The sequence below is a fragment of the Aeromonas sp. ASNIH1 genome (genome assembly GCF_002934285.1).
In the GTDB taxonomy this organism is placed as follows: Bacteria; Pseudomonadota; Gammaproteobacteria; order Enterobacterales; family Aeromonadaceae; genus Aeromonas; species Aeromonas caviae.
Genome location: NZ_CP026228.1, coordinates 3048917 through 3075069 on the forward strand (window position 1 = coordinate 3048917; position 26153 = coordinate 3075069).

Annotated in this window: 32 protein-coding genes and 1 pseudogene; 5 read left to right on the plus strand and 28 right to left on the minus strand. The window is 55.4% G+C overall.

Annotated features, from left to right (window positions below):
* Positions 1 to 163: 163 nt before the first annotated feature.
* From C2U37_RS14970 to C2U37_RS14975, 3 genes are all read left to right on the plus strand, one after another.
* Positions 164 to 415, plus strand: coding sequence for a hypothetical protein (locus C2U37_RS14970; protein ID WP_049636915.1), 252 nt, complete (start codon positions 164 to 166; stop codon positions 413 to 415).
* 5 nt (positions 416 to 420) lie between these two features.
* Positions 421 to 1182 (plus strand): hypothetical protein, encoded by a 762-nt coding sequence (locus tag C2U37_RS24675; RefSeq protein ID WP_158656261.1) that lies wholly within the window; start codon positions 421 to 423, stop codon positions 1180 to 1182.
* A 111-nt stretch (positions 1183 to 1293) separates the two neighbouring features.
* The gene (locus C2U37_RS14975) at positions 1294 to 3249 is read left to right on the plus strand and encodes a tetratricopeptide repeat protein (RefSeq protein WP_158656262.1); all 1956 of its coding nucleotides are present in this window, start codon (positions 1294 to 1296) and stop codon (positions 3247 to 3249) included.
* Positions 3250 to 3581: 332 nt separating this feature from the next.
* On the opposite strand, the gene C2U37_RS14985 is transcribed toward C2U37_RS14975, so the two are convergent.
* Both C2U37_RS14985 and C2U37_RS14995 read right to left on the minus strand, forming a co-directional pair.
* Positions 3582 to 4562, minus strand: coding sequence for an IS5-like element IS5 family transposase (locus C2U37_RS14985; RefSeq protein WP_026141915.1), 981 nt, complete (start codon positions 4560 to 4562; stop codon positions 3582 to 3584).
* 108 nt (positions 4563 to 4670) lie between these two features.
* Positions 4671 to 5711, minus strand: a complete 1041-nt coding sequence (locus C2U37_RS14995; RefSeq protein ID WP_104452167.1) for an IS481-like element ISAs19 family transposase — start codon at positions 5709 to 5711, stop codon at positions 4671 to 4673.
* A 186-nt stretch (positions 5712 to 5897) separates the two neighbouring features.
* Between C2U37_RS14995 and C2U37_RS15000 the strand changes: the two are divergent.
* Together C2U37_RS15000 and C2U37_RS15005 are read left to right on the plus strand one after the other, a co-directional pair.
* Positions 5898 to 6815: pseudogene (locus C2U37_RS15000) on the plus strand (IS5 family transposase).
* Positions 6816 to 7416: 601 nt separating this feature from the next.
* Positions 7417 to 7848: a type I restriction-modification system subunit M N-terminal domain-containing protein gene (locus C2U37_RS15005; protein ID WP_199770453.1), complete on the plus strand. Its 432-nt coding sequence runs from the start codon at positions 7417 to 7419 to the stop codon at positions 7846 to 7848.
* A 60-nt stretch (positions 7849 to 7908) separates the two neighbouring features.
* Here the strand turns inward: C2U37_RS15005 and C2U37_RS15010 are convergent, their stop codons facing one another.
* The 26 genes from C2U37_RS15010 to C2U37_RS15135 all read right to left on the minus strand — a co-directional run bounded on the left by C2U37_RS15010 (position 7909) and on the right by C2U37_RS15135 (position 26147).
* Positions 7909 to 8889 (minus strand): IS5-like element IS5 family transposase, encoded by a 981-nt coding sequence (locus C2U37_RS15010; RefSeq protein ID WP_026141915.1) that lies wholly within the window; start codon positions 8887 to 8889, stop codon positions 7909 to 7911.
* Positions 8890 to 8934: 45 nt separating this feature from the next.
* Positions 8935 to 9381, minus strand: coding sequence for an antitoxin Xre/MbcA/ParS toxin-binding domain-containing protein (locus C2U37_RS15015; RefSeq protein ID WP_233768397.1), 447 nt, complete (start codon positions 9379 to 9381; stop codon positions 8935 to 8937).
* 216 nt (positions 9382 to 9597) lie between these two features.
* Positions 9598 to 10869 (minus strand): integrase domain-containing protein, encoded by a 1272-nt coding sequence (locus C2U37_RS15020; protein ID WP_104452560.1) that lies wholly within the window; start codon positions 10867 to 10869, stop codon positions 9598 to 9600.
* Between the two features lie 238 nt (positions 10870 to 11107).
* The gene (locus tag C2U37_RS15025) at positions 11108 to 12283 is read right to left on the minus strand and encodes a site-specific integrase (RefSeq protein WP_233768398.1); all 1176 of its coding nucleotides are present in this window, start codon (positions 12281 to 12283) and stop codon (positions 11108 to 11110) included.
* Complete coding sequence (locus C2U37_RS15030; RefSeq protein ID WP_042642185.1) at positions 12250 to 12447, minus strand: hypothetical protein; 198 nt, start codon at positions 12445 to 12447, stop codon at positions 12250 to 12252. The genes C2U37_RS15025 and C2U37_RS15030 overlap by 34 nt, the downstream gene beginning before the upstream one ends.
* Positions 12440 to 12877: a hypothetical protein gene (locus C2U37_RS15035; RefSeq protein ID WP_104452562.1), complete on the minus strand. Its 438-nt coding sequence runs from the start codon at positions 12875 to 12877 to the stop codon at positions 12440 to 12442. Before C2U37_RS15035 ends, C2U37_RS15030 begins: the two co-directional genes overlap by 8 nt.
* A gap of 74 nt (positions 12878 to 12951) precedes the next feature.
* Positions 12952 to 13611: a DNA-methyltransferase gene (locus C2U37_RS15040; protein WP_199770454.1), complete on the minus strand. Its 660-nt coding sequence runs from the start codon at positions 13609 to 13611 to the stop codon at positions 12952 to 12954.
* Positions 13612 to 13783: 172 nt separating this feature from the next.
* On the minus strand, positions 13784 to 14089 hold the full coding sequence (locus C2U37_RS15045; protein ID WP_104452563.1) for a DUF4406 domain-containing protein: 306 nt from the start codon (positions 14087 to 14089) through the stop codon (positions 13784 to 13786).
* 3 nt (positions 14090 to 14092) lie between these two features.
* Complete coding sequence (locus tag C2U37_RS15050) at positions 14093 to 14806, minus strand: hypothetical protein (RefSeq protein WP_147273891.1); 714 nt, start codon at positions 14804 to 14806, stop codon at positions 14093 to 14095.
* Positions 14807 to 14848: 42 nt separating this feature from the next.
* A complete protein-coding gene (locus C2U37_RS15055; protein ID WP_104452565.1) occupies positions 14849 to 15067 on the minus strand; it encodes a hypothetical protein in 219 nt (72 codons plus the stop codon).
* Positions 15031 to 16095: a hypothetical protein gene (locus tag C2U37_RS24885; protein ID WP_199770455.1), complete on the minus strand. Its 1065-nt coding sequence runs from the start codon at positions 16093 to 16095 to the stop codon at positions 15031 to 15033. The genes C2U37_RS15055 and C2U37_RS24885 overlap by 37 nt, the downstream gene beginning before the upstream one ends.
* Entirely contained in the window at positions 16092 to 16436 is a 345-nt protein-coding gene (locus C2U37_RS15065; protein ID WP_104452566.1) for a hypothetical protein, read from the minus strand. Before C2U37_RS15065 ends, C2U37_RS24885 begins: the two co-directional genes overlap by 4 nt.
* On the minus strand, positions 16433 to 17584 hold the full coding sequence (rdgC, locus tag C2U37_RS24890) for a recombination-associated protein RdgC (RefSeq protein ID WP_199770456.1): 1152 nt from the start codon (positions 17582 to 17584) through the stop codon (positions 16433 to 16435). The genes C2U37_RS15065 and rdgC overlap by 4 nt, the downstream gene beginning before the upstream one ends.
* Positions 17585 to 17608: 24 nt before the next feature.
* Positions 17609 to 17788 (minus strand): hypothetical protein, encoded by a 180-nt coding sequence (locus C2U37_RS15075; RefSeq protein ID WP_104452567.1) that lies wholly within the window; start codon positions 17786 to 17788, stop codon positions 17609 to 17611.
* Positions 17789 to 17846: 58 nt separating this feature from the next.
* Positions 17847 to 18425 carry a phage N-6-adenine-methyltransferase gene (locus C2U37_RS15080; RefSeq protein ID WP_104452568.1) on the minus strand — a complete coding sequence of 193 codons (579 nt, stop codon included), beginning with the start codon at positions 18423 to 18425 and terminating at the stop codon, positions 17847 to 17849.
* Positions 18418 to 18645, minus strand: a complete 228-nt coding sequence (locus C2U37_RS15085; RefSeq protein WP_104452569.1) for a hypothetical protein — start codon at positions 18643 to 18645, stop codon at positions 18418 to 18420. The genes C2U37_RS15080 and C2U37_RS15085 overlap by 8 nt, the downstream gene beginning before the upstream one ends.
* A complete protein-coding gene (locus tag C2U37_RS15090; protein WP_104452570.1) occupies positions 18642 to 19859 on the minus strand; it encodes a hypothetical protein in 1218 nt (405 codons plus the stop codon). The genes C2U37_RS15085 and C2U37_RS15090 overlap by 4 nt, the downstream gene beginning before the upstream one ends.
* A gap of 49 nt (positions 19860 to 19908) precedes the next feature.
* Entirely contained in the window at positions 19909 to 20997 is a 1089-nt protein-coding gene (locus C2U37_RS15095; protein ID WP_104452571.1) for a hypothetical protein, read from the minus strand.
* Between the two features lie 48 nt (positions 20998 to 21045).
* Positions 21046 to 22023 (minus strand): phage recombination protein Bet, encoded by a 978-nt coding sequence (gene bet, locus C2U37_RS15100; protein WP_104452572.1) that lies wholly within the window; start codon positions 22021 to 22023, stop codon positions 21046 to 21048.
* Positions 22020 to 22865: a PD-(D/E)XK nuclease-like domain-containing protein gene (locus C2U37_RS15105; RefSeq protein ID WP_043129261.1), complete on the minus strand. Its 846-nt coding sequence runs from the start codon at positions 22863 to 22865 to the stop codon at positions 22020 to 22022. Before C2U37_RS15105 ends, bet begins: the two co-directional genes overlap by 4 nt.
* A complete protein-coding gene (locus tag C2U37_RS15110) occupies positions 22862 to 23356 on the minus strand; it encodes a hypothetical protein (RefSeq protein WP_104452573.1) in 495 nt (164 codons plus the stop codon). The genes C2U37_RS15105 and C2U37_RS15110 overlap by 4 nt, the downstream gene beginning before the upstream one ends.
* Positions 23353 to 23721 (minus strand): hypothetical protein, encoded by a 369-nt coding sequence (locus C2U37_RS15115; RefSeq protein WP_104452574.1) that lies wholly within the window; start codon positions 23719 to 23721, stop codon positions 23353 to 23355. The genes C2U37_RS15110 and C2U37_RS15115 overlap by 4 nt, the downstream gene beginning before the upstream one ends.
* A gap of 2 nt (positions 23722 to 23723) precedes the next feature.
* Positions 23724 to 23915, minus strand: a complete 192-nt coding sequence (locus tag C2U37_RS15120; protein ID WP_104452575.1) for a PA3496 family putative envelope integrity protein — start codon at positions 23913 to 23915, stop codon at positions 23724 to 23726.
* 23 nt (positions 23916 to 23938) lie between these two features.
* Positions 23939 to 24508: a zinc-finger-containing protein gene (locus tag C2U37_RS15125; RefSeq protein WP_197971599.1), complete on the minus strand. Its 570-nt coding sequence runs from the start codon at positions 24506 to 24508 to the stop codon at positions 23939 to 23941.
* A 287-nt stretch (positions 24509 to 24795) separates the two neighbouring features.
* Positions 24796 to 25041, minus strand: a complete 246-nt coding sequence (locus tag C2U37_RS15130; RefSeq protein ID WP_104452576.1) for a hypothetical protein — start codon at positions 25039 to 25041, stop codon at positions 24796 to 24798.
* A 401-nt stretch (positions 25042 to 25442) separates the two neighbouring features.
* Positions 25443 to 26147 carry a hypothetical protein gene (locus tag C2U37_RS15135; RefSeq protein WP_104452577.1) on the minus strand — a complete coding sequence of 235 codons (705 nt, stop codon included), beginning with the start codon at positions 26145 to 26147 and terminating at the stop codon, positions 25443 to 25445.
* Between the last annotated feature and the right edge of the window lie 6 nt (positions 26148 to 26153).

The window sequence follows — 26153 nt, forward strand, 5'->3', positions numbered from 1 at the left end:
TCACCGTGTCGGCGAAAACAGTACTAGCTTCTTTCAATCTCATTTCATATGGTCATATGGCATCAGCCTTATGAGCTACCACATATCAAAGAGAGCTATCGTTTTCAGGGGGTAATCTATGGGGAATATATCGCTTCATTCCTTAATTCAAAGGACCATGTGTATGGTGGGGTTCTCTCATGAGAGCATAGCTGATCGTGTGTCTGCATTAATCTGGCTTGGCAATAACATCGGTGAGCAATGGCCATACTATATTGATAACTCTTCAATGGTCTTTAACGGTTGGCAATTCATTCGTGATGATTACTCTGGGGAGATTGTATTTAGCAATATGAAAGTTCCTACTATCAGTAGACATGAGTTTGTAGAGGTTTTTCAGGATGAGTTTTCTGCAAAAAATAATACTATGGAATAGTTTATATGACCGCATACCTCAAAAATGATTCATTGAAAATGGAACCACTAACAGATGAAGAGCGGATAGGGGCAGCTCGAGATCCATTGACTACGCCTGAGCAGCTATACAAGCTATCCATGGACGATGATGCATGTGTACGTTATTTCGTCGCTGGAAATAGTGCAACTCCTATTGAGGTCATCACTCGACTCGCTCACGATGATGACGATGATGTCAGTGAATTGGCTATCAGCAGTGCTGTCATTCAACCTGACACTCTCAGTGAATTATCAAATCATACTAATGTTGTACAGAGGGCTGCCGTAGCTAGACATCCGTTAACCCCGATGAATGTGCTCATATTCTTGTCCACAGATGTTGATAGACATGTTCGTGCAAATGTGGCTCGTAATCCCACAACCCCTTTATCTGTATTAAACGCGTTATCTCTGGATGAAGCAGAGGATGTTCGTGTCGGCATTGCTGGTAACCCGAAGGTTTCCCCAGCGTTATTGATACAGTTGCTTGAGCGGACAAACCACGATGATATAAGAGTTTTGGCTGCGGCAGCCGGAAATCATACATTGCCATCAAATATGCTAGTTCAATTTGTTTCTGATGAACGTCCTTTAATCCGTATGTCAGCGGCGAGTAATCCGCTACTGAAAATTGAACAAATAAATGAGTTACTATTGGATAGGGATGAGTATGTGCGCAAGGCTTTGATGGAAAACCCAGCCTTGCATGGCTCATTGAGCATGTGTAGCGTGGATGCTCTACTGTAAATCTACGATAAATGTTACAGAGATCATACATTATGCTTATATGTAATTAAATGAGATCTTGAACATGATAGATTGAGACTAAGTTATTTAAATCGATAAATGGAGATTTTGATGATATACGGGAAAATCACTGGCGATGATGCTGCACATAATATGATAAAAAATGAGCAGTTTATGAAGCAGAAATATCAAGAGGCGGTCTCTTATGAGTATGGTGTCGGCGTGGAGATTAACATTCCAAAAGCGATTCAAACATATGAGGTCGCGGCGTTACGAGGTCACCCTCAATCAAATTTAAAACTTGGCATGTTCTATTATCATGGTCATGGTGTGACTCAAGATATAAATAAAGCAATTAAGTATCTTGGGAAAGCAGGAGGGAGTGGGTGTGCCCTGTCCTGCTTTACAATAGGATGGATTTATGATGAAGGGATTTTAATATCTAAGGATGAAGATAAAGCCGAATACTGGTATACAAAATCAGCTGAAAATGGCAATGGCAATGCACAGTATAATTTATCTCAGCTGTGTTTGAAGATAAGTGAAAAAACGGCCAAGAAAAGCTATGAAAAGAAATATTTAGAGTGGCTTGAGTTGGCAGTTAAAAATGGCCATCCACTTGCCCAATTGAAAATGGGAATTAATTTAGTCAATAGAAATGAAGGGCCAGAGATTGATGTACATGCAAATCAGTTATTTACACTCTCGGCTGAACAGGGGAATATTGATGCACTATATCAATTAGGATTAATGCATCTAAAAAGCTACAAAAAATATAAGATAGAGCGTGATCTCAATATGGCATTTGAGTTTTTAAATAAAGCAAAGGATGCTGGTCATATTGAAGCACAAGTGAAAGTTGGAGACATCTGTTACTATTGGTTTGAGTTCGAACTTGATAAGACTAAGTTTGAAAATGTTCATATTGATGGGCGTGAGTATGAAGTAGGGCCTGATTTAGGTCATTATCTTGAAGCGGCAAAAAAGGGAAATAAAGAAGCAAAATATAAAGCTGGAGTCATACTTTTAAAAAAAGATGCGAGCTGTAGCAATGGATTGGAGATGTTAGCCTCTGCTGCGTATGAAGGCTATCCTGCTGCAAAATACTTGTTGTCCATAAAGGAAATTTGTGAACTTAGGCCGAGATTGAATGGCCAAGATGCATCTGGATTACTTGCAGGAATACGTCTTGATGATATTGAAAATATAAAAAGGCAGCTCGACTATGCATTTGATAATGGAATTATCGATGCGAATCTGCAACTTGCAAAACTGTATTGGAGTTGCTATCGAATTGGTAAGTTAGATATTAACCTTAGAGAGATGTCTAGCTTGATTGAATTTTGGGTTAGTGATTATCACTTATTGAAATACACCGAGATTCCTTATTGTACTGATTTTAACGGCAGATCTGTAGATGAACTTATTTCGCTTGCTACATCAGGTGATAGCAAGGCTCAATTTGTACTGGGAACTCGCTATGCGCAAGGGCGAACAGTTTCCCGGAATCCTGAAAAAGCTGAATTTTGGTATAACCAATGCCTTTGTTCGGGAGACTCGGAAATTCTATGTCGTTTAGCGTATATCTATCACAATGGTGATGGGGTAAATGCAGACATAAATAAATGCAAAGCCATTATGAACTCCTATAACAATAGTTGCCTCTCAAGTTCATATGATGATGATATAAATTATCGTCGTGGTTGTGTCGCGTTACATAATGATAAGGACCTGGAAAATGCAATTAAGTTTTTTGAGTTAGCCTCATGTAATGGTCGTTTACATTTAGGTGCAGAACTTAAACTTGCACAAATATACTTAAAGGATGATAGACGGTATGAGGAAGGTATTCATATGCTAATTTCAATTTTAAATGGTGGTGTGGGGCAACCTGGTGAGTGTAGTTTGCTTGCTCTTGCTAAAGTTTATTCAAAGAACAAAATGAATGGCATTCGTGAAGATATAAATGAAAATTTAATTGCACCAGCTTTAGATGATGTACTCGGTCATTATCATATGAGCTTTGAAAGTGCAGTCAATCACGCTCTAATTTATGATATAACATAAATTATCGATGCTATATTTATTTTTGTCATTAAGTGGGTGTCAGAATCAACACCCATTTAATGATTCTACTTTCTCTTAGTTTACAACTAGGAAGAGATATTTCAGTGTGGGTGAAATGTTATTTTTAAATGCTAATATCAGGTTTTCTAATTTGTATGGCGTTGTTTCCTAAATTGTACAGATCTAGGGAAGGTGCGAATAAGCGGGGAAATTCTTCTCGGCTGACTCAGTCATTTCATTTTTTCAGTTTGAGCCGATCTTTTCTCCCGTAAATGCCTTGAATCAGCCTATTTAGACCGTTTCTTCGCCATTTAAGGCGTTATTCCCAGTTTTTAGTGAGATCTCTCCCACTGACGTATCATTTGGTCCGCCCGAAACAGGTTGGCCAGCGTGAATAACATCGCCAGTTGGTTATCGTTTTTCAGCAACCCCTTGTATCTGGCTTTCACGAAGCCGAACTGTCGCTTGATGATGCGAAATGGGTGCTCCACCTTGGCCCGGATGCTGGCTTTCATGTATTCGATGTTGATGGCCGTTTTGTTCTTGCGTGGATGCTGTTTCAAGGTTCTTACCTTGCCGGGGCGCTCGGCGATCAGCCAGTCCACATCCACCTCGGCCAGCTCCTCGCGCTGTGGCGCCCCTTGGTAGCCGGCATCGGCTGAGACAAATTGCTCCTCTCCATGCAGCAGATTACCCAGCTGATTGAGGTCATGCTCGTTGGCCGCGGTGGTGACTAGGCTGTGGGTCAGGCCACTCTTGGCATCGACACCAATGTGGGCCTTCATGCCAAAGTGCCACTGATTGCCTTTCTTGGTCTGATGCATCTGCGGATCGCGTTGCTGCTCTTTGTTCTTGGTCGAGCTGGGTGCCTCAATGATGGTGGCATCGACCAAGGTGCCTTGAGTCATCATGACGCCTGCTTCGGCCAGCCAGCGATTGATGGTCTTGAACAATTGGCGGGCCAGTTGATGCTGCTCCAGCAGGTGGCGGAAGTTCATGATGGTGGTGCGGTCCGGCAAGGCGCTATCCAGGGATAACCGGGCAAACAGACGCATGGAGGCGATTTCGTACAGAGCATCTTCCATCGCGCCATCGCTCAGGTTGTACCAATGCTGCATGCAGTGAATGCGTAGCATGGTTTCCAGCGGATAAGGTCGCCGGCCATTACCAGCCTTGGGGTAAAACGGCTCGATGACTTCCACCATGTTTTGCCATGGCAGAATCTGCTCCATGCGGGACAAGAAAATCTCTTTTCTGGTCTGACGGCGCTTACTGCTGAATTCACTGTCGGCGAAGGTAAGTTGATGACTCATGATGAACCCTGTTCCATGGCTCCAGATGACAAACATGATCTCATATCAGGGACTTGTTCGCACCTTCCCTAGTTATCACCTGACACCGGCCTCAAACCGGTGTCTTGTTTACGCTACTTTAGTGCGCACTTCCTTCGGTATCAATTTCAGACCCTTCTTGAACATGCTGTAGGGGGTCTGACCCTCCATCATCCTGCCCTGATGTGGCCGCTGGGTGTTGTAGTGTCCCAGGTAGCTATCCAGGTCTGTCTGCATCTGCTCCACTGATTCATACCAGGTCGTCCTCCCCTTGATACGGAAGTGTTCATCCAGCAGGGTGCGATGTAGCCGCTCGATAAAGCCGTTGCTCTGCGGCCTGCGTACCTTGGTGGTCCGGTGCTCAATCCCCTCCAGTTGCAGGAACAGCTCGTAGGGGTGATGGTCAGGGCGCCCGCAGAACTCGCGCCCGTTGTCCGACAGGATGGTATAGACCCGCGCCTCGTGAGCCTCGAAGAACGGCAGGACCGTTTCGTTGAGCACATGGACCGAGGTCACCGGCAGCTTGCTGGTGTAGAGCCGTCCCCAGGCGTGGCGGCTGTAGCAGTCCAGTACGGTTTGCAGATACACCTTGCCCACCCCCTTGAGTGCGCCGACGAAGAAGGTGTCGACCGCCACCAGTTCCCCGGTGTAGTGAACCTCAATTTGGCGTTCGCGAAACTCGGGGCTGAAGCGCTCGAGCAGGCGGATCTGCTCGTCATTGAGCTCAATCGTCTGTTCCCTGTGGGTTTTCTCGAGGCGCAACAAGCGGTCATGCTTGGAGAGCAAGTCGTGACGTTGCCACACGCCACGCACACCGCCCGCACTGACGTTGATGCCTTGCAGAGCCAGTTCTTGCGCGACCCGCAGCGGGCCATGGGTTGGTCTGGTGAGAGAGTAATCGAGGATGGCCTGTTCAATCTCGGGAGCGACCCGGTTGGGATGAGCGCCTTTACAGCCGGGGAGTTTGTCGAGCAAGCCCTCGGCGCCATAGGTCTGATAGTTACGGCGAATTTCGTAGAACTGCTGACGGCTGTAGCCGATGAGCTTGCAGGCTTTGCTGACGTTATTGAGCTCTTTGGCGAGCTCTAGCAGGCTGAGTTTACGACGTGCTACTTTCTCGTTGGTGGTCATACGGTGACTCCGGATAACACGGTAGGGGTACCGTTTTGTTATCCGGTTTGAAGCCGTATGACCACTCCCTTTTGTGGGCAACTGTCAGGTGAATACCATCTCCATACACCTAAATCGATGCAGCTTGAATGGAACTAATTGAAAATCCAGTGATCTGATCTCCACCATCCCCCTCAAGTCTGCATCATGGGCATATCGCTTCATCCCATCACCAACTGGCCTCAATACAACAAGTCTTTGATTAACCGTGGTTCACTCACCTTCTGGGTTGATACCGAGGCCATGAACAGCTGGTTTCACCACGACCATCATGGGCGGTGGGGCCGCAGCCAGCTCTACACCGACCAGAGCATTTGTACCTTTCTGATGCTTAAAGGGATTTTCAGCCTCACGCTGCGAGCCACTCAGGGGCTACTCGACTCCCTGTTCGAGCTGATGAATGTCCCGCTGTGTGCCCCGGACTACAGCTGTGTCAGCAAGCGCGCACGCACAGTGAAGGTGGCCTATCGGCAGCCCCCTAAGGGGCGCATTACCGACCTGGTTATCGACTCGACGGGTCTGAAAGTGTTTGGTGAAGGCGAGTAGAAAGTCAGAAAACACGGCGCTGAGAAACGTCGAGTTTGGCGCAAGTTGCATCTGGCGGTAGATCCGGTGACTCACGATATCGTGGCGGCAGAAGTGTCGCTGGAGAATGTGCATGACGCAGAGGTGTTGCCGACCTTGCTCAATCCTCTGCGTCACAAGCTGGGGCGTGTTTACGCGGATGGCGCCTATGACAGCAAAGCCTGCCATCGGTTGATTGCGCGTAAAGGGGCGACGGCGTGTATCCCGCCTCGCAAGAACGAAGGGCTATGGAAAAAGGGCCATCCGAGAAATGGGCCCGTGCTGGTGATGCGCAAGGAAGGGCTGGCGCACTGGAAGAAGATAACGGGGTATCACCGTCGTTTGCTGGCAGAGAAAGCTATGTTCCGGTTCAAACAGTTAATGGCAGGCCAAATCACCCTGCGAAAATACAATGGTCAAGTGGGAGAAGTGATGGCGTATGTGAGCGCGATAAACAAACTGAATACCCTTGGCTTACCTGTCAGAAAGCCCCGAGTGTAGCGGTCACCCGGGGCTGGGGAAGTCATGACTTGCTGGCTGATTTGGGCAACAACGCCGCTCCCCAGTCGAACGGCATGTGATGTCGTCCACAGAAGCCTTGAATCGGTTTCATAGAAGAACCGGGATATGTTGAGCACTATGGTCGATCGATGATGCGCACCTTTGAGAGTTACCGATAGGCCACTTTCACCATGAAGAAATACTTGCTGACACAGCGATAGTTCGGCGTACACAGTTTCACGTGTATCAAGACGACCAGGGGGGCGAATGGTTCCTTGGTTGCTTGCAGCACCTGATGAGAAATTACCCATGAGCAACATGAAGCTGTAAAGGGTCTGGCCGGTGTAGAGCTGCCAGAGGCCAATGATAGCAATGTGAGAACAGGGGGCATCACAGCGGTATCAACTTAGAAGGTGATAGAAAGACAGTTAATCAGAAACCCGTTAATACCTTAGTGTGACGGGTTGTAACCATGATACTGATTTGAAGAAGATAGGGCTCTATAAGAGCCACATCCGTTTGAGCAGTAACATCCCCCATGGTAAAGTGGCTCCATTGTGAGAGTTTGCTCTCTATCCTTTTGGTACAAAGAGATTTTTTCATGTTAACAGGCAAAATACGCAATCAAATCGACCAAGTGTGGACCATGTTCTGGACTGGCGGGGTTACCAATCCCATCTCGGTCATTGAGCAAATCTCTTATCTGCTGTTTATTCGCCGCTTAGACGAGCTGCAACGCACTGCCGAGCGTCGCGCACAAGCCACCGGCATTGCTGTGGCTAACCCAACCTTTGGCGCTCATGAGCAAGCGCTGCGCTGGAGTAATTTTAAAGATAAAGACCCCGACGTGATGATGGAAATCGTGCGTGACAAGGTGTTTCCCAAAATCAAAACCTTGCACCATGAAGGCAGCTTTGCAGAACACATGAAAGACGCCATCTTCATTATGGAAGGTGCGAATAAGCGGGGAAATTCTTCTCGGCTGACTCAGTCATTTCATTTTTTCAGTTTGAGCCGATCTTTTCTCCCGTAAATGCCTTGAATCAGCCTATTTAGACCGTTTCTTCGCCATTTAAGGCGTTATTCCCAGTTTTTAGTGAGATCTCTCCCACTGACGTATCATTTGGTCCGCCCGAAACAGGTTGGCCAGCGTGAATAACATCGCCAGTTGGTTATCGTTTTTCAGCAACCCCTTGTATCTGGCTTTCACGAAGCCGAACTGTCGCTTGATGATGCGAAACGGGTGCTCCACCTTGGCCCGGATGCTGGCTTTCATGTATTCGATGTTGATGGCCGTTTTGTTCTTGCGTGGATGCTGTTTCAAGGTTCTTACCTTGCCGGGGCGCTCGGCGATCAGCCAGTCCACATCCACCTCGGCCAGCTCCTCGCGCTGTGGCGCCCCTTGGTAGCCGGCATCGGCTGAGACAAATTGCTCCTCTCCATGCAGCAGATTACCCAGCTGATTGAGGTCATGCTCGTTGGCCGCGGTGGTGACTAGGCTGTGGGTCAGGCCACTCTTGGCATCGACACCAATGTGGGCCTTCATGCCAAAGTGCCACTGATTGCCTTTCTTGGTCTGATGCATCTGCGGATCGCGTTGCTGCTCTTTGTTCTTGGTCGAGCTGGGTGCCTCAATGATGGTGGCATCGACCAAGGTGCCTTGAGTCATCATGACGCCTGCTTCGGCCAGCCAGCGATTGATGGTCTTGAACAATTGGCGGGCCAGTTGATGCTGCTCCAGCAGGTGGCGGAAATTCATGATGGTGGTGCGGTCCGGCAAGGCGCTATCCAGGGATAACCGGGCAAACAGACGCATGGAGGCGATTTCGTACAGAGCATCTTCCATCGCGCCATCGCTCAGGTTGTACCAATGCTGCATGCAGTGAATGCGTAGCATGGTTTCCAGCGGATAAGGTCGCCGGCCATTACCAGCCTTGGGATAAAACGGCTCGATGACTTCCACCATGTTTTGCCATGGCAGAATCTGCTCCATGCGGGACAAGAAAATCTCTTTTCTGGTCTGACGGCGCTTACTGCTGAATTCACTGTCGGCGAAGGTGAGCTGATGACTCATGATGAACCCTTTTTCATGGCTCCAGATGACAAACATGATCTCATATCAGGGACTTGTTCGCACCTTCCCTAAGTCTACCACTGCTTGAACTCCTACTGATGTACTCAACAGTTCAGCTGGCATTTTCCCGCCAAGTCCCTTAGCTGGTTGATGTAGCCATGCTATGGATTTGGTATTATCATTTTCATTTAGGGCGCGAGCCGCATCCAGAGCCAATATAACACCATAAACCCTAGAACCTTGTTGAATAGTCAGAGGTGTATTTGTTCTGAGTTTGCGTGAAATAGTATTCTTGCTAATGCCGGTGAGGCGGCATATCGTGCCAACATCGGTCATAACCATTTTAGCGAGCTGAGGAATAGTCTCTGGTGCTACGCCAGCAACAATCCATAGGTGAACTCTCAATAGCTCGCTCGGAATGTTAAGGGCATGTGCAAGTGATCTACTTGTGGTGATGTGAGGACTCATACCATCGTCTGCATAGGTTATCACGTAGCTCTCCTATTTCTATGAGCGATTCTACACCAAGATTTCACCTAGAATAGTTTTGTCGTCTAGAGTGGTGGCAGTCACAGTCAATACAATGTGTCGGTCTGCAAATCTCCATATCTTTGACTTTTGTGAGCTGAATATCGGTAGGTGGATAGGGCCTTCAATATTTCTTTACGTCAAAATTCCATATAGTCCGGGCAATTAGTCAGATGTGGGCTACTCGCCCACAACTGTCAATGCTCTAAAACCGCTAGCCAGAGAGAGGTTCCCTTGGCTAGCCTGTTCAATGTGGTTGCTCCACCACATCATCATTATCACTCGTTGCTCAAAGTAATCTGCACGATTATAGGCACGGCGGATCTCGTTCTCGTCTGCGTGAGACAGTGCTGCCTCGATGGCATCAGGGTTGAATCCCTGTTCGTTTAGAGTGGTGCTACCCAGCGAGCGCAAACCGTGGGCCACCAGTCGTCCGCCATAGCCCAGTCGCTTGAGGGCGGCATTCGCGCTCTGGTCGTTGATGTGGCCGAGTGGATCACGGTAGCCAGGGAACACGAAGGGGCGGTGGCCACTAATCGGTTTCATCCGTTCCAGCAGGGATATTGCTTGTGGTGTCAGAGGGACTCGGTGCGGACGTTCCTTCTTCATCCGATCTTCAGGGATGTTCCAGACTTTGGCATCGATATCGATCTCATCCCAGCGAGTACCTGCGGATTCGCCTGGGCGAACCAAGGTATGCAAGCTCCATTCAATTTGGCAGCGTGTTGTGAGGTCTAACCTCCCATTTGCAATGTCTGCCATCAGATGTGGCAACTCGGCTGGCTTGAGGGTCGGCATGTGCTTTTTGGTGGGTTTCTTGAATACCTTACGAATGGCAGAGCAAGGATTAGCCTGGAGAAGGCCATGATTGACGCTATAGTCGAGAATTTCGTTAATCCTCTGGCAGAGGCGACGTACAGTCTCATGTTTGCCATCTGCTTCAATTGGGCGAAGAATTTCAATAACTTTAGGCGCACGTATCTGGTCTATGGGCATTGAGCCAATGAAGGGCAACACATAGAGTTCAAGGGAGCGCCACGAATCGGTGGCATAGGCGTCTGTCACATTGTGGCGTTTCAATTCCAGCCATTTGCACGCCATGCGTTCGAACGTGTTGGCACTAGCTTCTTGCTTGGCTTGAGCTGTGGCGATCTGTTCTTCTTTATGGAGCTTGGGATCAATGCCTTGGGCCAGTAGGGTGCGGACTTCTCGCCGCCGCTCTCTAGCAGCGGCAAGGGAGACTTCTGGATAAGTACCAAATCCCATGTTGGTGCGCTTTTTATCGGCTGGTTTTTGGTACTTGAAAACCCATCTTTTCCCTCCGTTAGGCTTAACTCTCAGCTCTAACCCTTCCCCATCAGGCAAGGTTAACTCTTTGATGTCTGCTTTGGCTGTTTTCACTTTAGTGTCAGAAAGCCGGTTTGTTCCTGTCTTACGCGTCTTCTTGTCCATGCCGCCTCTTAGTACCACTGAATTTAGTACCATCGCCCTTGTGGTACTAGTAATGGTACTAAATGAGCTGGTTTCTGGCGACTTCCTCGGACTACTGAGGACAACAAAAAACCCGCAAAGCCTTTGGCAATGCGGGTTTCTGTACTTCTTCGTTCCCGGCCGGAACATGATTTGGTGGAGCTGGGGGGATTTGAACCCCCGGACTGTGCAGCTTTACCAATTGAACTATAAGGCTTTTTTATTTTCCGGTTGGATTTTGGATCAGGATTGGCGCTTTTGCTGTCTGGCCGTCGTACTCGGCAAGGTAGGATCCGTAGTGCCGAAACAGCATTTCTGGCCCCTTGTGTCCCATCTGGGTGGAGAGCCAAAACAGGTTGCAGCCGCGGCTGATGTTGGCGGTGGCGAAGGTGTGGCGGGTTTGGTAGAGGTGGCGGTAGCGAACGCCGGACCGCTTGAGGGTGTAGAGCCAGGCTTTCTTCCTGATGGCGTCGGCCCCGGCCCAGGGCTGGTTGAGCTTGGGGTCGTCAAAGACATACTCCCCCCGCATGAAGGTGAAGCGCTTCTGGCTGGTCAGCGCCGCCAGCGCCTCGCTGGTCAGCTCGATGGTGCGAGTCCCGGCCCGGGTCTTGGTGGTCTTGATGACTCCAACCACTTTGGCCCGCGACACCTGCACGGTGTTACCGATCCAGTCGATGGCCTCCCAGCGAAGGGCGCACAGCTCTGACGGCCGCATCCCGGTTGCGAAAGCGAAGGAGAACAGGTTGGCCCACTGCTCATTGATGCCGTGGGCGGTGGAGAGAATGGCGGACACTTCCTCCGGGGTGAAGGGGTCCACGTCCTTGGCTCCCTGTTCAGGAACTGAACTCCCGTCCAAATATCGGGAAACGGTCACCAGCGAAACCGGGTTTGATGCCAGCAAACCATCCGTGACAGCCTCGTCGATGGCGCTGCGCAGGAACGACAGCCGGTTGCGCGCTGTCTTGGCGGTAGTGCCCCCCCGGATCAGCCAGTTTTTCACCTGGGCGGGGGTCAGCTCCGAGACGGTGATCCCGTGCAGGTCGGCAAGTGCCTTGTGGCATTTGCGGTACCCAACCATTGTGGATGGGCTCAGCCCCCGGCGCTCACATCGCTGCAGGTACTCGTCCAGGTAATCGGCCACCTTGGCGGCGATCGAGGCGCCGCCGAACATCCGCAGCTTCTTGGACTTCGGGAAGTAGTCGGCGTAGGCGAATTGGCCCCGTTCTATCTTGCCCTGGATCTCCCCGAGCAGGCGGGAGGCGTAGCGCACGTTGGCGGTGGTGTTCGGCAAGTTGGACAGGGGCTCACGACAGCGAACCCCCTTGAACGTGAAGGTGATGTTGATCGTCTCCCCGCGGACCGTCACGCCGCGTGGGAGCTGTTTTTCATTGCCCACTTGGTTACCTCCGCGATGTTGACCCAACGCTCCTTCACCCCGTCCACGTTGACGATGTGCACTCCCAACTGCCAGATGCCGCGCTGGATCCGCTTGTTGATGGTGTCCCGATCGGTGAGCTCGATGGTGCTCAGGTAGGTGCTGAGCGGGATGGCGTCAGGCATTCTCATTATGATGAGCTGGCCCTGAATGTGGCTTTGCGCCGGGTCTGCTGCTGTTCCCATGGTGGTTGGTCCTCGTGAGTCTGGTGATTTCATCCCGGCCCGCTCGGTTGTAGAGGAAGCATTCGACCTGCTTCCTGCTGCTGACCGCCTGGTCAAGGCGGTATTCCCCGAACGCCGGGCGTTTGAGTTGATGCTGGTTGGCCAGTCGTCCTATGGCCTGGGCGCTTACCCCCAGCTCCTTGCCCAGTTCGGTGGCGCTCCAGAGCTGGCCGGCAACCCGGGGCGCTTCGATGGGCAGATCGAAGTGCGCCAGGATGCGGCCGATCTCGGCGAGCTTGGCCGAACGGGAAAGAGTGGGGGAGCGCACGGCGCTGACCAGCTCGTTGAGAAGCTGGCTGTCCTGGTCGATGGTCAGTTGAAGTTGCTGCATGGCGTGGCCCTCCTGTCCCAGAGGATGGGGCGCCGGATGAGTTGAAGGAAGGGCCGTTATTACCTAGCAGCTTGTTAAGCTGCTAGGTTTGTCATGGTCGTTATGTAAGCTTGGGCCTCCATGAAAGTCTTTTTGACCTTCTCCATACCGATGCCAATGCGGCCGGTTTCAATACAGGCTTTCATCGTAGCTCCTGAGCCCATGGTGTTATCCAACACTACCTGACCAGGGCTGGTGTACGTGAGAATCAGTGGCACCAATAGCTCCAATGGTTTTTGATTTGGGTGTCGGCGCTCTCTGTTCGGAACCGGTGCGCACTTGATGACGCTGCGCGGGTGGCGGTCGGTGTTGCCACCACCAGACTGGCGCTTATCGGCGCCGCCGTAACACTCGCCGCTATGGCGGGTGTAGTAGGCATTTACCGGTTTGTGGCCCTCGGTCTTTTGCGGGTGATACTCGGGCTGGCGTTGGTAGAAAACACAGATGTACTCGTGGGCTTGAAGTGGCATCCGGTTGGCGTTCAAGTGTCCGGTGGCCCTGGTCTTCTCCCAAATCCAGTCGTAGCGGTACATGGCCAGGTTGCTTGCGGCAAGAACTTTGTCAAAAGGTGGCTTCGCAAACAGCACGATAGCGCCGTCTGGCTTTACCACTCTCCGATATTCTCGCCATAACGCCACTGGGTCGATTACCTTGTCCCAGTGCTGGCGTGTAGTTCCAAACGGCAGGTCAGCCAAGACCATATCCACGCTACCAGTTGGGAGACTGGGCATAAGTTCAAGGCAATCTCCCTGCATCAATGTGGGAGGGTGGATTAGCATCTACGTTTCCCCTGTATCAGTACAGCCGCCACGATGGCGGCCAGCAAATTGAGCGACATGATCGAGAGCCCGGCCGCTTGTTGCTTGGTCACGCTGCCTCCTCATGTGGGATGGAGGTCAGGATCACCGGCTTGCCGAGCTTGATGGCCAGGGCGTGCTCTGCTCTGGCGCCGGCGCTGCGCTCCCAGCCAGGCAGCATGACCAGCTGATCTGCCATCTTGACCATTTCGATGCAGATGGCCATGTACTCGTGTTGCTTCAGCCCATCCGGCAGGATCGCCGGGTTGAGCGCGATATGCCCGAGGCCAAGCAGGCGATGCGCCTCGGCATTGAAGGCGTCGCGGTTGAAGTTGGGCAGGCCTGACATAGGCCCGGCTATGTAGATTTTCGCCATGAATTACTTTGCCTCCCCATACTTGGCCGCTGGCACCGTCTCACCTACTGGCTCGCCACATTTGCGGCAGCGGAACACGCTGGAGCCGTGCTCGCTGTAGTTCTGCGGATCCAGCCCATCCGGCAAACCCTCATCTGGATAGAAGGGGCGCTTCTTGTCGGTCCGGATAGTGCGGCGCGGGCAGTCCAGTTCGACACTGATGGGCTCGCCACAGCTGCACTGGTCGCGCACCACGCGGCCAAAGATGCCCTCAATGGCGATCCCGGTGCGGGCGGCGATGCGCTCCTGAATGCCCTTCTTGGTGATGGACACGGCCATGCGCATCATCTGGAACAGGCTCTGCTCGTCCTTGGTTTCGATGCACTGGCGGATGTGCGCCATCAACTCGGGCGGGACCTCTCCCGGGAATTCTGGCTCGGCCTGCACGTCGGCAATGCAGGCAGTGGTGGATGCCTTGACCATGTTCACCAGCTCGGTGACCGTGGCGGGGTTGGCGGCGGCGATGAAGTGGGCGTTGGCGCGGAACATCTCACCGTAGTGCCCGCCTTTTTTAGCAGACGGAAGAGAACAGATCAGCTGGTAGCCACTGCCATTCCAGTCAGCAGGATCCTGCCTGACGCTCCAGTCTCCGAATTGCGGGGTTTCAGCGGATACCGCCCAAGGCCCAGGCGTTGAGGATTTGGCCAGCTCCAGCAGTATTTCCAAGTCAATATTCATGGGGATCTCCAAAAGGAAGCCCCGGACTGGCCGGGGCTCTGGTTATGCTCGCCAGCCGCGGTACCCGATAAAGCCCGGCGCCAGCACCTGCCGGAGTGGCAGGCCGGGGAGGTGGGCTATCAGTGTCTTGAGCTGGGGATTTTCGGGTTGGCTGTCGATGGTGACCCGGGCGCCGGGGTTGATGCGGAGGTATCTGGCGCGGGTCTCTTCGGCTTCGGTGCGGGTCAGTCCGGGCTGGATGATGGGGGCTCTGAAGCGCACGGCTCACCTCCTTGCTGCTTGGGCGCGGCTGGGTACGCACTTCCTTCCTGACCAAGCTCATTGCTGCCGGTGCAGGCGTTGCGATGGTCATTGGCGCGCGGGCAGCGTTTATTGCCGCAGTCAGGGCATACCACAAACCGCATGTCAGTCATCGCCACTGGACGGCAACATTCCGGCTTTGGTGCGGCGGCGAGCATGGCGGCCCACGCCTTGATTACTTCACTGACGACCATGACGCTAGCCCCGCAGCCATGCCCGATCATGTTTTCAGTGGGCTCCACCGGCACAAGCTGCCAGCCTTCTGGCGCTATCTTGTGAACGGCCGCCATCAGCAGGTCAAAATTGATCTTTCCAGCCTCTTTTTCTTCCTGGCTGGACTCATGCTCGGCGTAGCGATAGGCCGCCTCGATGATAGTCTGCTCTGGGATCCCGGGCCTGAAACGAGCCCCCCATACTCTCGCTGGTTTGGTGATCTTCCGCTCCGGCAGATTTCCAGCCAACACGGAGTCGATGCTCTCAAGCAATTCTTCAGTCTCGGTTGACGCATCTTCGCTTGAGGCTTCCATAGCGGTGATGAGTGGGTTTCGTGCTTCGTGCAGCAGGAGCGCCAGCAACTGGCAGCGGTCAGCGATGGCCCGCTCGTGCTTGTGGTGATTGGCCAGCAGCTCCAGTCGCGAGCGCAGAGGGTGACGGTCTGGGACGATGCCGGAGAGAATGGCACTACTGATATCAATGCCAACCCGATTCCGTTCGCTAAGCAGCTCGTCGATTCTAGCGAATGCACCCTCAAGGCGAGCGCGCAGGAGGCGAGGCCCGGTGTGAGCTTCTAGTTCTTCGGTGGTGAAACCGTCGCAGGCATTCCAGCAAGCTGCCAGCCGCCGGGCATTGGCGGCGGTGACTGACTCGGCGACCAAGTGGCCGCCGTAGTATTCGACGGCATCGCTGCCGCTCATTTCTGGGACGGGGTGGTCTGCCACAACCGCCCCGGAATGGCCCACCCGCAGCAGGCCCTTGGTGTGTTCGTTCATACATCCCCCAGCATTCTGATTTCGTCGTCCGTCAGGCCGGCAGCTCGGGCCTTGTCCATCACCCGCAGGCGCTCGGCGTTGAGCGCGTCAGCGCGGCGATCTGCATCGTTGGGCTCGATGATGCTCACCGGCGCCAGCCAACTGCCTCGCACCTTCACGGCGATCTCCTTGCTGACGTTGGCGTCGCTCCCCTGGACGCCCTTGCGTGTCGCCATGCGTGCGGCGGTGGTTGCTGATCCGCAGACGTGGATCGGGTACTGATACCCACGCCCCTCGGCGAGGTCGGTGTTGGTGTAAACCACCCAGACCTCTTTGGTGTCGGTAATGGTGAGGTCGGTCATGCGGCACCTCCGGCAATCACTTTCCGGAGACCCTGCGAGTCGGGCGTACTGACGATGCCCCTGGTCTCCATGGCTTCAACAAGCCACGCTGCACGGTTGTATCCAATCCTGAAATGGCGCTGGATTGCACTGATAGAAGCCCTGCCTGACTCCATTACGAATTCAACGGCATCTTGATAAAGCTGGTCTTGGTCAGCCGGAACTGCTTCACATGCCGCTTTCTCCTCTGCCGGGGCTTGGTAGTCCATCATGGTGCAGAGGTCGGTGATGGCCTTCGACAGCAGGATGAGGTTCGCAGCGTTGCACTGGCGCCAGTGGTGGGCGTAGTCATCGGCGTCATCATCCGAGTCGTAATCCGGCATGGTGATGGCGCGCAGGCTGAAATCGCTGTTCAGCTTGAAGCTGATGGGTTCGTGCCACAGCTCCAGCTCTTCCACCTGGTAGCCAGCTTCCAGCAGGGAAACAACATCAGAGGCGCGCTCCCCGTTGAGATCCATACCCTTGAAGGTCACCATCTCTTGCGCGGTGTCGGCAGACTTGAGCTTGACGAACTGGAGCGGGGAGAAGGGGCCGAGCGCTTCTGGGCGCTCTGCGCTATCGGTCAGGTAGTCTTTCAGGCGGTTGCTGATCCCCATCTTGATGTCGTCGATGTGGATGGTCTGGGTCTTGAGCGAACCCATGCACTTCACCAGCAGGTGCATGACCACCTTGAGCGGGCGCTTGGTGGTGGTGTTGAGGTACAGCAACTCGTTGTTCTGGTCATACAGGGCGTGGACAAGCGTGGTTTCATATTCGGCGGTGGAGGCCATTTCGACAATCAGTTGCTCCTTCATGGCCTGCTTCTCTTTGCGGGTAACCTTCTCACGCAGACCGGAGGTTATCAGCGCGTCAACGCGATCTTTGAGCTTGCGGTTGACGATCTTGGTCGGAATGAGCTTGGTGTCTTGGCGCACGACGAATACGTAGCCGACGCCTGGCAGGTTGGTAACAAGCTCGCCGGTCACCTGGTTGTTCTCGAACCCGGCGCAGCTGAGCTGATTTTCAGTGAGCGGAGTGAAGGAGAGTTCGGCCAGGTGTTCGCGCATGGCGCCGATGGCTGGGAGCTTGGCGCTGTAGACGCTGGCGGATTTGATAACGGAATGGTTCATGGTCTGGGTCCTGTTGTTGGTCGGTTAGTTGCGGGCTTTCTTGGCCTGCAGGTCGTGGATCTTCTTGGCTGCGGCCTCGGCGGTTTGCCTGTCGCAGGTGATGCCGCCTGGCAGAACGAACTTGCCGGGCTGCTTGGGATGGGGCATGACGACGCCCAACCCGATGACTACTGCACCGCAGTAGGGGTTTTCCGTGGTTTTCATGGGGGTCCTCGACTTATCCACCGTTTCTGTGTGGCGGGCGGTGGATTGGTTGTGGGGATCAGGCGGCAGCGCTGATGGGCTCTGCTCCGGCAAGCAGCAGGGTGAGCTTGCTGACATCGCGGATCCGGCATTCACCGCGCCAGTTTGGGGCGAAGATGAGGAGCATGGAGCCCTTGGGGTTGCCCTTCATCTCCTCGCCGGTGGCCTTGTTGATGAAGCTCACCCGGCCGTTGCGCCATTTGCCATTGGCATCGTGGTAGCCAGTGATGTGCCGCACCTCGCTGGCACGCATACCGGGATACCATTCGGTGCTGGTGTCCTGGGGGACCAGCATGACGGTGCCGATGCCGTGCCCCTGCTGCTCGATGGCCTTTTCTACCCACGGCCCTATATCGGAGTAGGGTGGGTTGAGCCATGCCCACGGCGAGCGCACTGACGGGCTGATAAAGTCGCCCCAATCTACGCTCAGGGCGTCGATATCCGGTGTCAGGTACTTCTCGCAGAGCGCCGTCTCCGGCAGGGCAGCGGCATCGAGGGCGAAGTTGAACTCAAGATCCAGCGCCCGGAAGAGATAGAGCGGGGTCTGAGTCATGTCGCGGGTGGCTTCTGGAGTGGTAGAGCCGCGGTAGTCAGCCATTGTCGGCCTCCTTGGCTACGAAGTGGCGGCCACGCTTACCGCATGCCCACGGGACGATGCGGCTGCGCTCGTCGCTGCATGGCATGCAGAACGTGAGGCATTTGTGCTGCTGGCCGGTGGAGTGGTCGGTGCGGTGCAGAACGTATTTTCGAGTGCACAGAGCCTCACCTTTATTGGTTTGCTGGTGCACGCAGTCTGCGCACAGTGGGGCCTTACTCATGCTGCCTCCTGGTGTTGCTCTTCCTGTTTGCTGGCGACGAACTGCTCCTCCCACAGCTTCACCTTGAGCTCGCAGGCGTAGACGATCTGGCCGACCAGCTTCTCGCCGATCCCCTTCACCTTGTCCAGCTTGTTCCCCTGGTGGCTCATCACCTTGTAGAGAGTGTCGATCCCGGCCTCCTCCAGCGGCTTGATGGTGCGCGGCGGCAAGCCACATTCATGGATGCTGACCGTCTTGGCCCATTCGGTGCGCGGCTGCAGGTGGGGGTGACTCTGCTCCAGGGCCTCCTGCATAAATGCGAAGATGTCCTGGGTCATGTCGTCCGGGGCCCCGGCACCATAGGGCGTCGGGTAGATAGGGTTCATCCACTGGCTCAGCATGACCGAGCAGCCGGAGCCATCGGATTTCATGGCGTGCAGCTTCCAGTTGAGGTCGTTGATGAGGTAGGGGAGGTTGGATTTCAGGCCGTGATCCACCAGGTAGACGTTCCAGAGCGTGCCATCCTCGCCCTGGTAGGTGTTGGCGAGGTGTTTGTGCCAGACCAGCTTGGCGGCACGGGCGCTTTCCAGCTCCATGATGACGGTGTGGCGGCGCTCCAGCTCACGGTCCTGATCGTTGATGACGCCCAGCAACTCACTGATACGGCGCTCCAGCTTCAACACTTCAGCGCGGTAGGCGGCCTCGTTGCTCTTGTGCTTGGCGATGGCGGTGCGTTGCCCCTCAAGCAGCTCGTTCTTCTCCTTGATGCGGCGTTTCATGCCTGCCGGATCCATGGCGTTGAGGTCGGCCAGTTGGCGCTCGAGCTGGCGGGCGCTGTATTGCAGGGCGCTGTATTTGGTCTGGACGTCGTTCAGAGCGCGCTGGGCCTTGTAGAGCTCTTCGGCCTTGGCTTCCAACCCGATGGCACCTTCTTGTCGTGCGGCAACGATGCGCTGCTCGGCTTCGGCAACCTGCTGGCGCAGCTCGCTGACCAGGGCCGCCTGGGTGAGCAGCTCGCCATCCCTGGCTTCCAGTTGGTCGATAAGCCCGTTGAACTCGTCGATATGGGCATTGGCTGCCTCGCTGATCATGGTCAGGTTGGCGGTGAGCAGGCTTTCGAAGCTGCCGATGGCGGCCTTGGCCGGGCCGTCCGGCATCAGCAGGATGTTGCTGATCTGGCTGGTGAGGGTGTTCAGGGCGAGACTGGTCGCCTCGCTGGGGTTCAGCGTGGTCATGGTTGGTCCTCTGGGAGAGAAAAATCCCCGTTGGCGGCGGGGCGGGTGATCAGTAGTTGATGGTCAGGTGGTCTATCTTGTTGCCGGCGATGTGCTTGATGAGGTTGATGGCTTTGCCCTCCTCGATCCCCAGGCCCATCAGGTCCATCAGGATGGCGTTGTTGATGGTGCGGCGGTGCTCCATGTCGGCGGCGCGCGCAGCATCCTCTGCGGCTTTCTGGCGCTGCTCGTCGGCGATGCGCTGACGCTCTTGCTCTGCGGCGCGGGCAGCAGCCTCCTCTGCCATGCGTGCGGCGTTGGCTTCGGCCTGCTGGCGGGCCAGCTCGGCGGCTTCGGCATCGCGCCGGGCTTGTTCTTCACGTTCACGGGCGACCTGGGCTTGGCGTTGGGCCTCCTGCTCGCGGTGCTGGGCGGCTTCACGCTCCAGGCGCTGGCGATTCTCTTCCTGAAGGCGGGCTTGCTCCGCCGCCTGCTCGGCTATCAGGCGCTCGCGGTCGATGCGATCCTGTTCGGCCTGCTTCTGGCGCAGCTGTTCCAGCTCTGCCTGTTCGGCTTCGTACTTCTGGCGGGCTGCCAGGGCCTCGCCGAGGCGCTTGGTTGCGAGCTCCTTGGCGACGGTCGCCTGGGGCAGCAGCTCTTGCCAGGAGTCGTCCAGGGCGTTCTGCTCGACCTCCTGCAGCATGACCTGCAGGTCGGCGGCGGCGATCTCGATACTGGCAGAGGATCCCAGTTCATTGAGGCGGGCCAGTCGGGATTGCAGTGCTGCCACCCGGGCCTCCTCTGCCGCTTCGTACTGGGTGAGCGGGGCGCGCACCTCGTCTTTCAAGGTGTCCAGGGTGTCGCGCAGGGTTTTGCGGTTGGCGTCGATGCGCTTGGGGATCTCCTTGTACTGGTCGGTCAGCTCTTTGCCGAGCCCGTCCAGGTAGGTCTTGGTGCGGGCGACAGCATGGGCGACGCTGGCGATCTCCTTGCGGCCCTTGGCGGTGGTGATGTCGGGTACCAGGCTGGTTGCCTTCTGGCGAATGTCGGCCAGCAGTTCAGCCACGCCCTGGCCCTCGGTGAACAGGGCGACGGCGGTAGTGGGTTCGATGACAACCAGTTGGGCCTGGGTGTTGTCGGTCTTGGCTTGTTCGGTCATGACGGGTCCTTAGGATTGAAAAGGCCCGCAGTGAGCGGGCCTGATGAGTTATTGCTGGGCGCCGTTCCCGGCACTGAGTTGCTTCTTGCGCTCGCCGGCGATCTGCTTGATACCTGCGATGATGTTCTGGTCGCCGGTTTCGTTGGCCCAGGTCCAGGCGGTGGTGTAGGCCTGCTGCCATTCGGTGGTATCACATGCCCCCTCGATGGCGGCGCAGTGGTCGGCGTAGGCGTTGGCGTGGTCCGCCTGGGCGGGTTCGGCCATCTGCTCATGCTCCAGGGTGACCGATTCGGTGCTCTGGCCGCGGATGGCATCCAGGGTGCGGCTCTTTGCCGGTGCGCCATGCTGCGGTTGGCTACCTGGGATCTCGTTGATGATGATCTCCTTGCCCTCCATCTCCTCGGCGGTGGGCTCGCTACCGATCTCCGGCCAGGCCTTGCGTAGCGCCTGCGCCTCGGTGCACTTGGCGAGCTGGGCATAGGGCCGCTTGCGCCACATTGCGTTGGGGCACTCGGTCTTGCCGCTCTGGGTGGCGTAGTTTTCCTTCCAGCGCTCCAGGGCGTGGAAGGCAACCCGCTGGCCATTGACCATCTTGAAGACGGTGTATTTGCACCATTGCGGGTAGGTGACCTTGATCTTGGCGCTTTGGTTGTAGGGGTCTTGGAACTCCTCGGTCACATCCGGTCCGAACACGGGTTCGTCGGCCCCCGCGTAGTTGCCGGAGCGATCGGCCTGGATCCGGTACATGCCGATCCCGGGCATCGGCACATCCCGCCAGACCTTCTCCTTGCTGCGGGCATCGGTGACCTGCATGGGGACGAGGTGGACTGGCTTGAGCAGAATGTCCAGGCCGCGAGCCTTGCAGTAGTCGATAGCCATGACCACCGAATCGGGGTTGGCTCCCGGGTAAATGGTGTTGCACAGGGCGTTCCAGGTCGGCTCGTCGATGCCTCGCTGGACGAGAATGGGGAACTGGGCGGCGAAGTTATCGGCCGCCTGCTGCTTGATACTGGTGATGTTGCTCATGCTGCTTTCCTTGTCGCCCAGGCTGGGCGCTGGAGGGGTTTGAAGTCGTGCCAGTCGTTGTTGACCCGGCAGTCGTGGAAGCGATGGAGGTCGCGGCGGAACAGGTCCTTGCCCGCATCTTTCCAGTCATCCGTCAGGGGGCGCACCCGCACCGGGTAGCGGCCACAGTTCACGCTGGTGCTGACAGCCAGAAAGACGAATTCCGGCTCCTCGCCCATCACCCGGTGGAAGCCTTCGGAGTACATGGCATCCTGCACGTGGTAGCGGAAGTCCTCGACATGGCGCTCGAAGCGCCCCATATCGTCTACCGACTTCACGTCGATCATGATGGGGTGATTGCTCAGGTGGCGGTCGGGGCGGATCCGGCACAGCTCCTGGGTCTGGGGGTCAATCCAGTAGAAGGAGGCCTCGCTGTGTCCTTCCTGCTCCAGCAGCCAGCGGGCGTCCGGGTGGGCCATCACGCTGTCGCGCATTAGGTAGAGCTTGCGTCCCTCCTCGGCATCCATCACCGTCTTGCCCAGCTCTGCGCAGCTGGCCAGGAACTCGGCCTCTTCTGCCTTGCCGGCATTGGTGCGGCGGTTGAACGGTGGGGCGATGATGAAGCGGTCTTTGAACTCGTCGGGCTCCAGTAGCAGGCAGTGGATGGCGCTGCCCATGTCGAAGGCCTTGAGCTTTTCTTCATCTACCGGGGCGTTTTTGGCCCATATGTAGGTGGCCGGGCTTTCGGCGATCTGGTCGAGCTGGCTTTTGCTGACCCCGGGGCCAGCGTGGTACTCCTCATTGGAGAGGCCGAACACCCGACCAAGCGGGTGCGCGGCGGAGGTGTCGGCAATGGCGTTCATGCTGCACCAGCCTTGAGCTTGGCGATAAGCTCCACCGCATCGGTCAGACTGAGCAGCCAAGTTTCATGCCGCCCACCCACAACAAGCTCACCCCATGGCGCCGGTTCGCCATTTTGGTGCAGGCCATAGACGCCGCCGCTTTCTTTCATCAGCGCCTCTACGTCACCGGAAAGCTTTTCCAGCGCAGCCAGCAGCTCGTCGCGCTGGCGTGTCATTTCTATTCTGAACCGCACCTCACCGGCATGAGCAAGGTGGTGGCGCTCCAATTCTTCGGTTGGGACTCCTCGCAACGCATTCACGCATGCCACAATGCGGCGAGCGTTGAGCTCACCTGGCATAACCCTCATCACTGGGACCCCAGCAATAAGCTCTGGGCCAGTTTCTTCGTTGACGTTAGCCACCACGCGTCCGCCAGCGGCGGTAATGACTGACCATTCTGGAGTTGAGTCTTCGAGGGATACCTTCCAAGGCTCTGTCGTGTGCTGAGTCATGCTGCATTCCTCCTGTCTTGGTACTGCTCCCATTGCTGCTCGCTCATGGCGTCGTGCAGGGCGGCGAGGTGACTGCGCCAGGCGGCCTGAGCGAGCTCTGCCAGCCCGGCATCGACCACCTGGTCAATGAACTGCGTCAGTGGCGCTTGCCGGCCTTCGTGCATCAGCAGCCAGATAGCCTGGTTGTAGTGGCGGTGCTGGTCGGCATTCACCTCGGCGAGCAGGGTGGCCGGGTCGGTTTCAAGCATCCCGGCCAATAGCAGGGGGCGGTTTGTCGCGGCCCACTCGGCGATCCACTCGGCCTTGGCGTTGGCCTCGGCCTCGCGGCTCTCCAGTAGGGCGAGCAGGGTGGTTTCGTTGGTCATGGCTACATCTCCATTTCCAGTTGCAGGGCTCGCGCTTCGTGATACTCCTCGATGGCGCGGCGGGTGGCGGCTTTGTTACGGGCCATTCGCGTCTGTTCGGCGGATGGGGCGGCGTCTACGTGGTACTTGCGGCGGGTGGGTGGCACCATCGCGCCGCGAAAGCCCATCACCTGGGCTTCGGTCAGGTTTTTCATGGTCGGGGTCCTGTGGTTGCTGGTTATCTCTTGTGGCTTAGCCTGCCGATACACAGCGCCTTGGCCGCAGTGCACTGCTCGGCGGTAAACCACCCAAAGTGACATTCTCCGGTGGGGATCCCCATCGCCTTGGCCAACCATGCATAAGCCTGTTCGCGCGACATCACCCCGGAGCGATGGAGCCTTTCAAAAGGCTCTTTGCAGGATTTTCTCGCCTCTCTCGTTTTGCGGTCAGCCAGCGTTCCAAGTGGGATCGCCGTGAAAGGGTGGAGTCCAACGTATGAGCCGCAGCACTCGCACAGGTAAACGTAAGGCCAGTCGCTGTATTCGCGTCCGTATACCTCACCGTGAGTGCCAATTCTCACCGCAGCCTCACCGCAGATATTGCATTCGCTCGGCACTGGCAGCGGGTTGCTTACTCGCAGAACAGCCTTTCTGCTTGGATTGTCTGGAGTTTTTTCAGCCCCGCGATATGGCGCGTCATTTGCTGAGCGCTTTACGTACTGGTAGTCGCCTTCAAAATCCATTGGCGACGGCAGGTTGCGTAAGCGCGTCCAGTTCGCTGCCAGCTGTTGAAACTTTTTGCTATTCATGGGGATTTCCTTCAGTGGTTATCCGAAGGAGGCCACAGCATTGCTATAGCCGCCTTGGGATACCGGCTCGCAAGCCGGGATCCGTTCACGTTCACGCACCGCTTTCCGAATTGACGGGTTATCGGCGCATCCCTACCGGCATCGGGATTCGTGGTTGTGAGCCGGTTCCGAGTTGTTAAAGAGCGAGCTCAGCCGAATTTGGCGTGAGCGAAGCCAAAGCATCCTTGAGGTGCTTGAAAAAGAGGCTTTGGCTACGGCGCTATGAGGGAAGCGCCAGACCCGGGAAATCAGATGGCGTTGCGGTGGAACTCGGCGCGCCATTTGAGAAGGTTGTTACTCGTGGTGAGGCCGGTGGTGCGCTTCTGGGCGGCTCGAGCAGCAACAATGTGGTGCCGCTCGGTGGCCATCATGGCAACCGTCAAGCGTTGCTTGATGGTTCGGCGGCGGGCGGCGTTGCCGTTCAGGCGGTCGGCGATGGCGGCAACGATCTGGTCGGCGCTTTTCGCGGCTCTGGAAAAAAGGCGTCTGGTCATGATACAGTCTCCGTTGTTAGCGGGTGGTCCTCGTTAACCCCTTCCTTGCTTTGGCTTGGTCGGGTCCTGTTGCTGGGGTTGGTCCCCCGGCACAATGACTGGGTGGTCCCCGGTCCTTCGAAGCCCGCCTTGTGCGGGCTTTGTCGTTCTTACGCGCTGGTCAGGCGCCTCACTTCTGCCCTGGTCAGGGGCCGGGTCCTGTTGCCGGGTGGTACTTAATTTGTTACGTCTGGCTACCGGTCGATGCTGTCGCCCTGGTGGTGCTCAGTACAACGTGTACCTGATGTGGTTTATAGTGTACTCGCGGTTCATTTAATGCAAGTTTTTTTTCGCTCTTTCTGTGGGCGCTTTTCTGCGGGCATAAAAAAAGCCGCATTGCGCGGCTTTTGGTGGGGTCGTGGCTACTTGCGATTCAGGCAGTAACGGCACCATTTGGTTAGCTTATCAGGCCTGTTCTTATTTTCTTCAAAGTTTGTTTTCAGGCGGCGCATACCGCACTTAGGGCAAATCTTATAATGGCGCTCTTCGCCTGGCGAGGTCATGCAGTCGATACACCATTTTGTCAGGCCGTCCGGGGTGTTTGAGTTGGAGCGGAACGAAGGGGTGGGCTTGGTTTTCCGGCACTTAGGGCAGCGTTTGACTGATTGTGGGGTAGTTTTTATCGCCTCGATCACAACACCCTTGGCTGGGGGTTCATCAATCACGCTGTAGGTTGTGCGGGTTACTGTCGTTGGTGGTTGAGGGGCAGGCCGCTCAATGGGTTGTTGCTGGATAGGTTTGTGGGTTGTCACCGGGCTATTGGCCTTTGTGCTGGCGATAGCGGTGAGATGGGTGGCCGTGTCGCGGTTGATTATCGCTTGCTGGGGCTCGGTATTGACGGGGGGGACGTTTTTGCTTTTTTCAAACTGACGTACCCCCTCTCGCATGATCGCCATCTGCTTGGAGTCTATTTCCCGCTGGCGTTCATAGGTGATTGAGCCCGAGTCAGTGAGTATTGTTTTTCGCTCGGTGATTGTTTCGCGTGTGCTGGTTTTTGTTCGGTTGTTGACCAGCCAGTAAACGCCCCCTGCCAAACCCAATAGCGTGAGCACGTCTTCCATCTGCATGGGGTT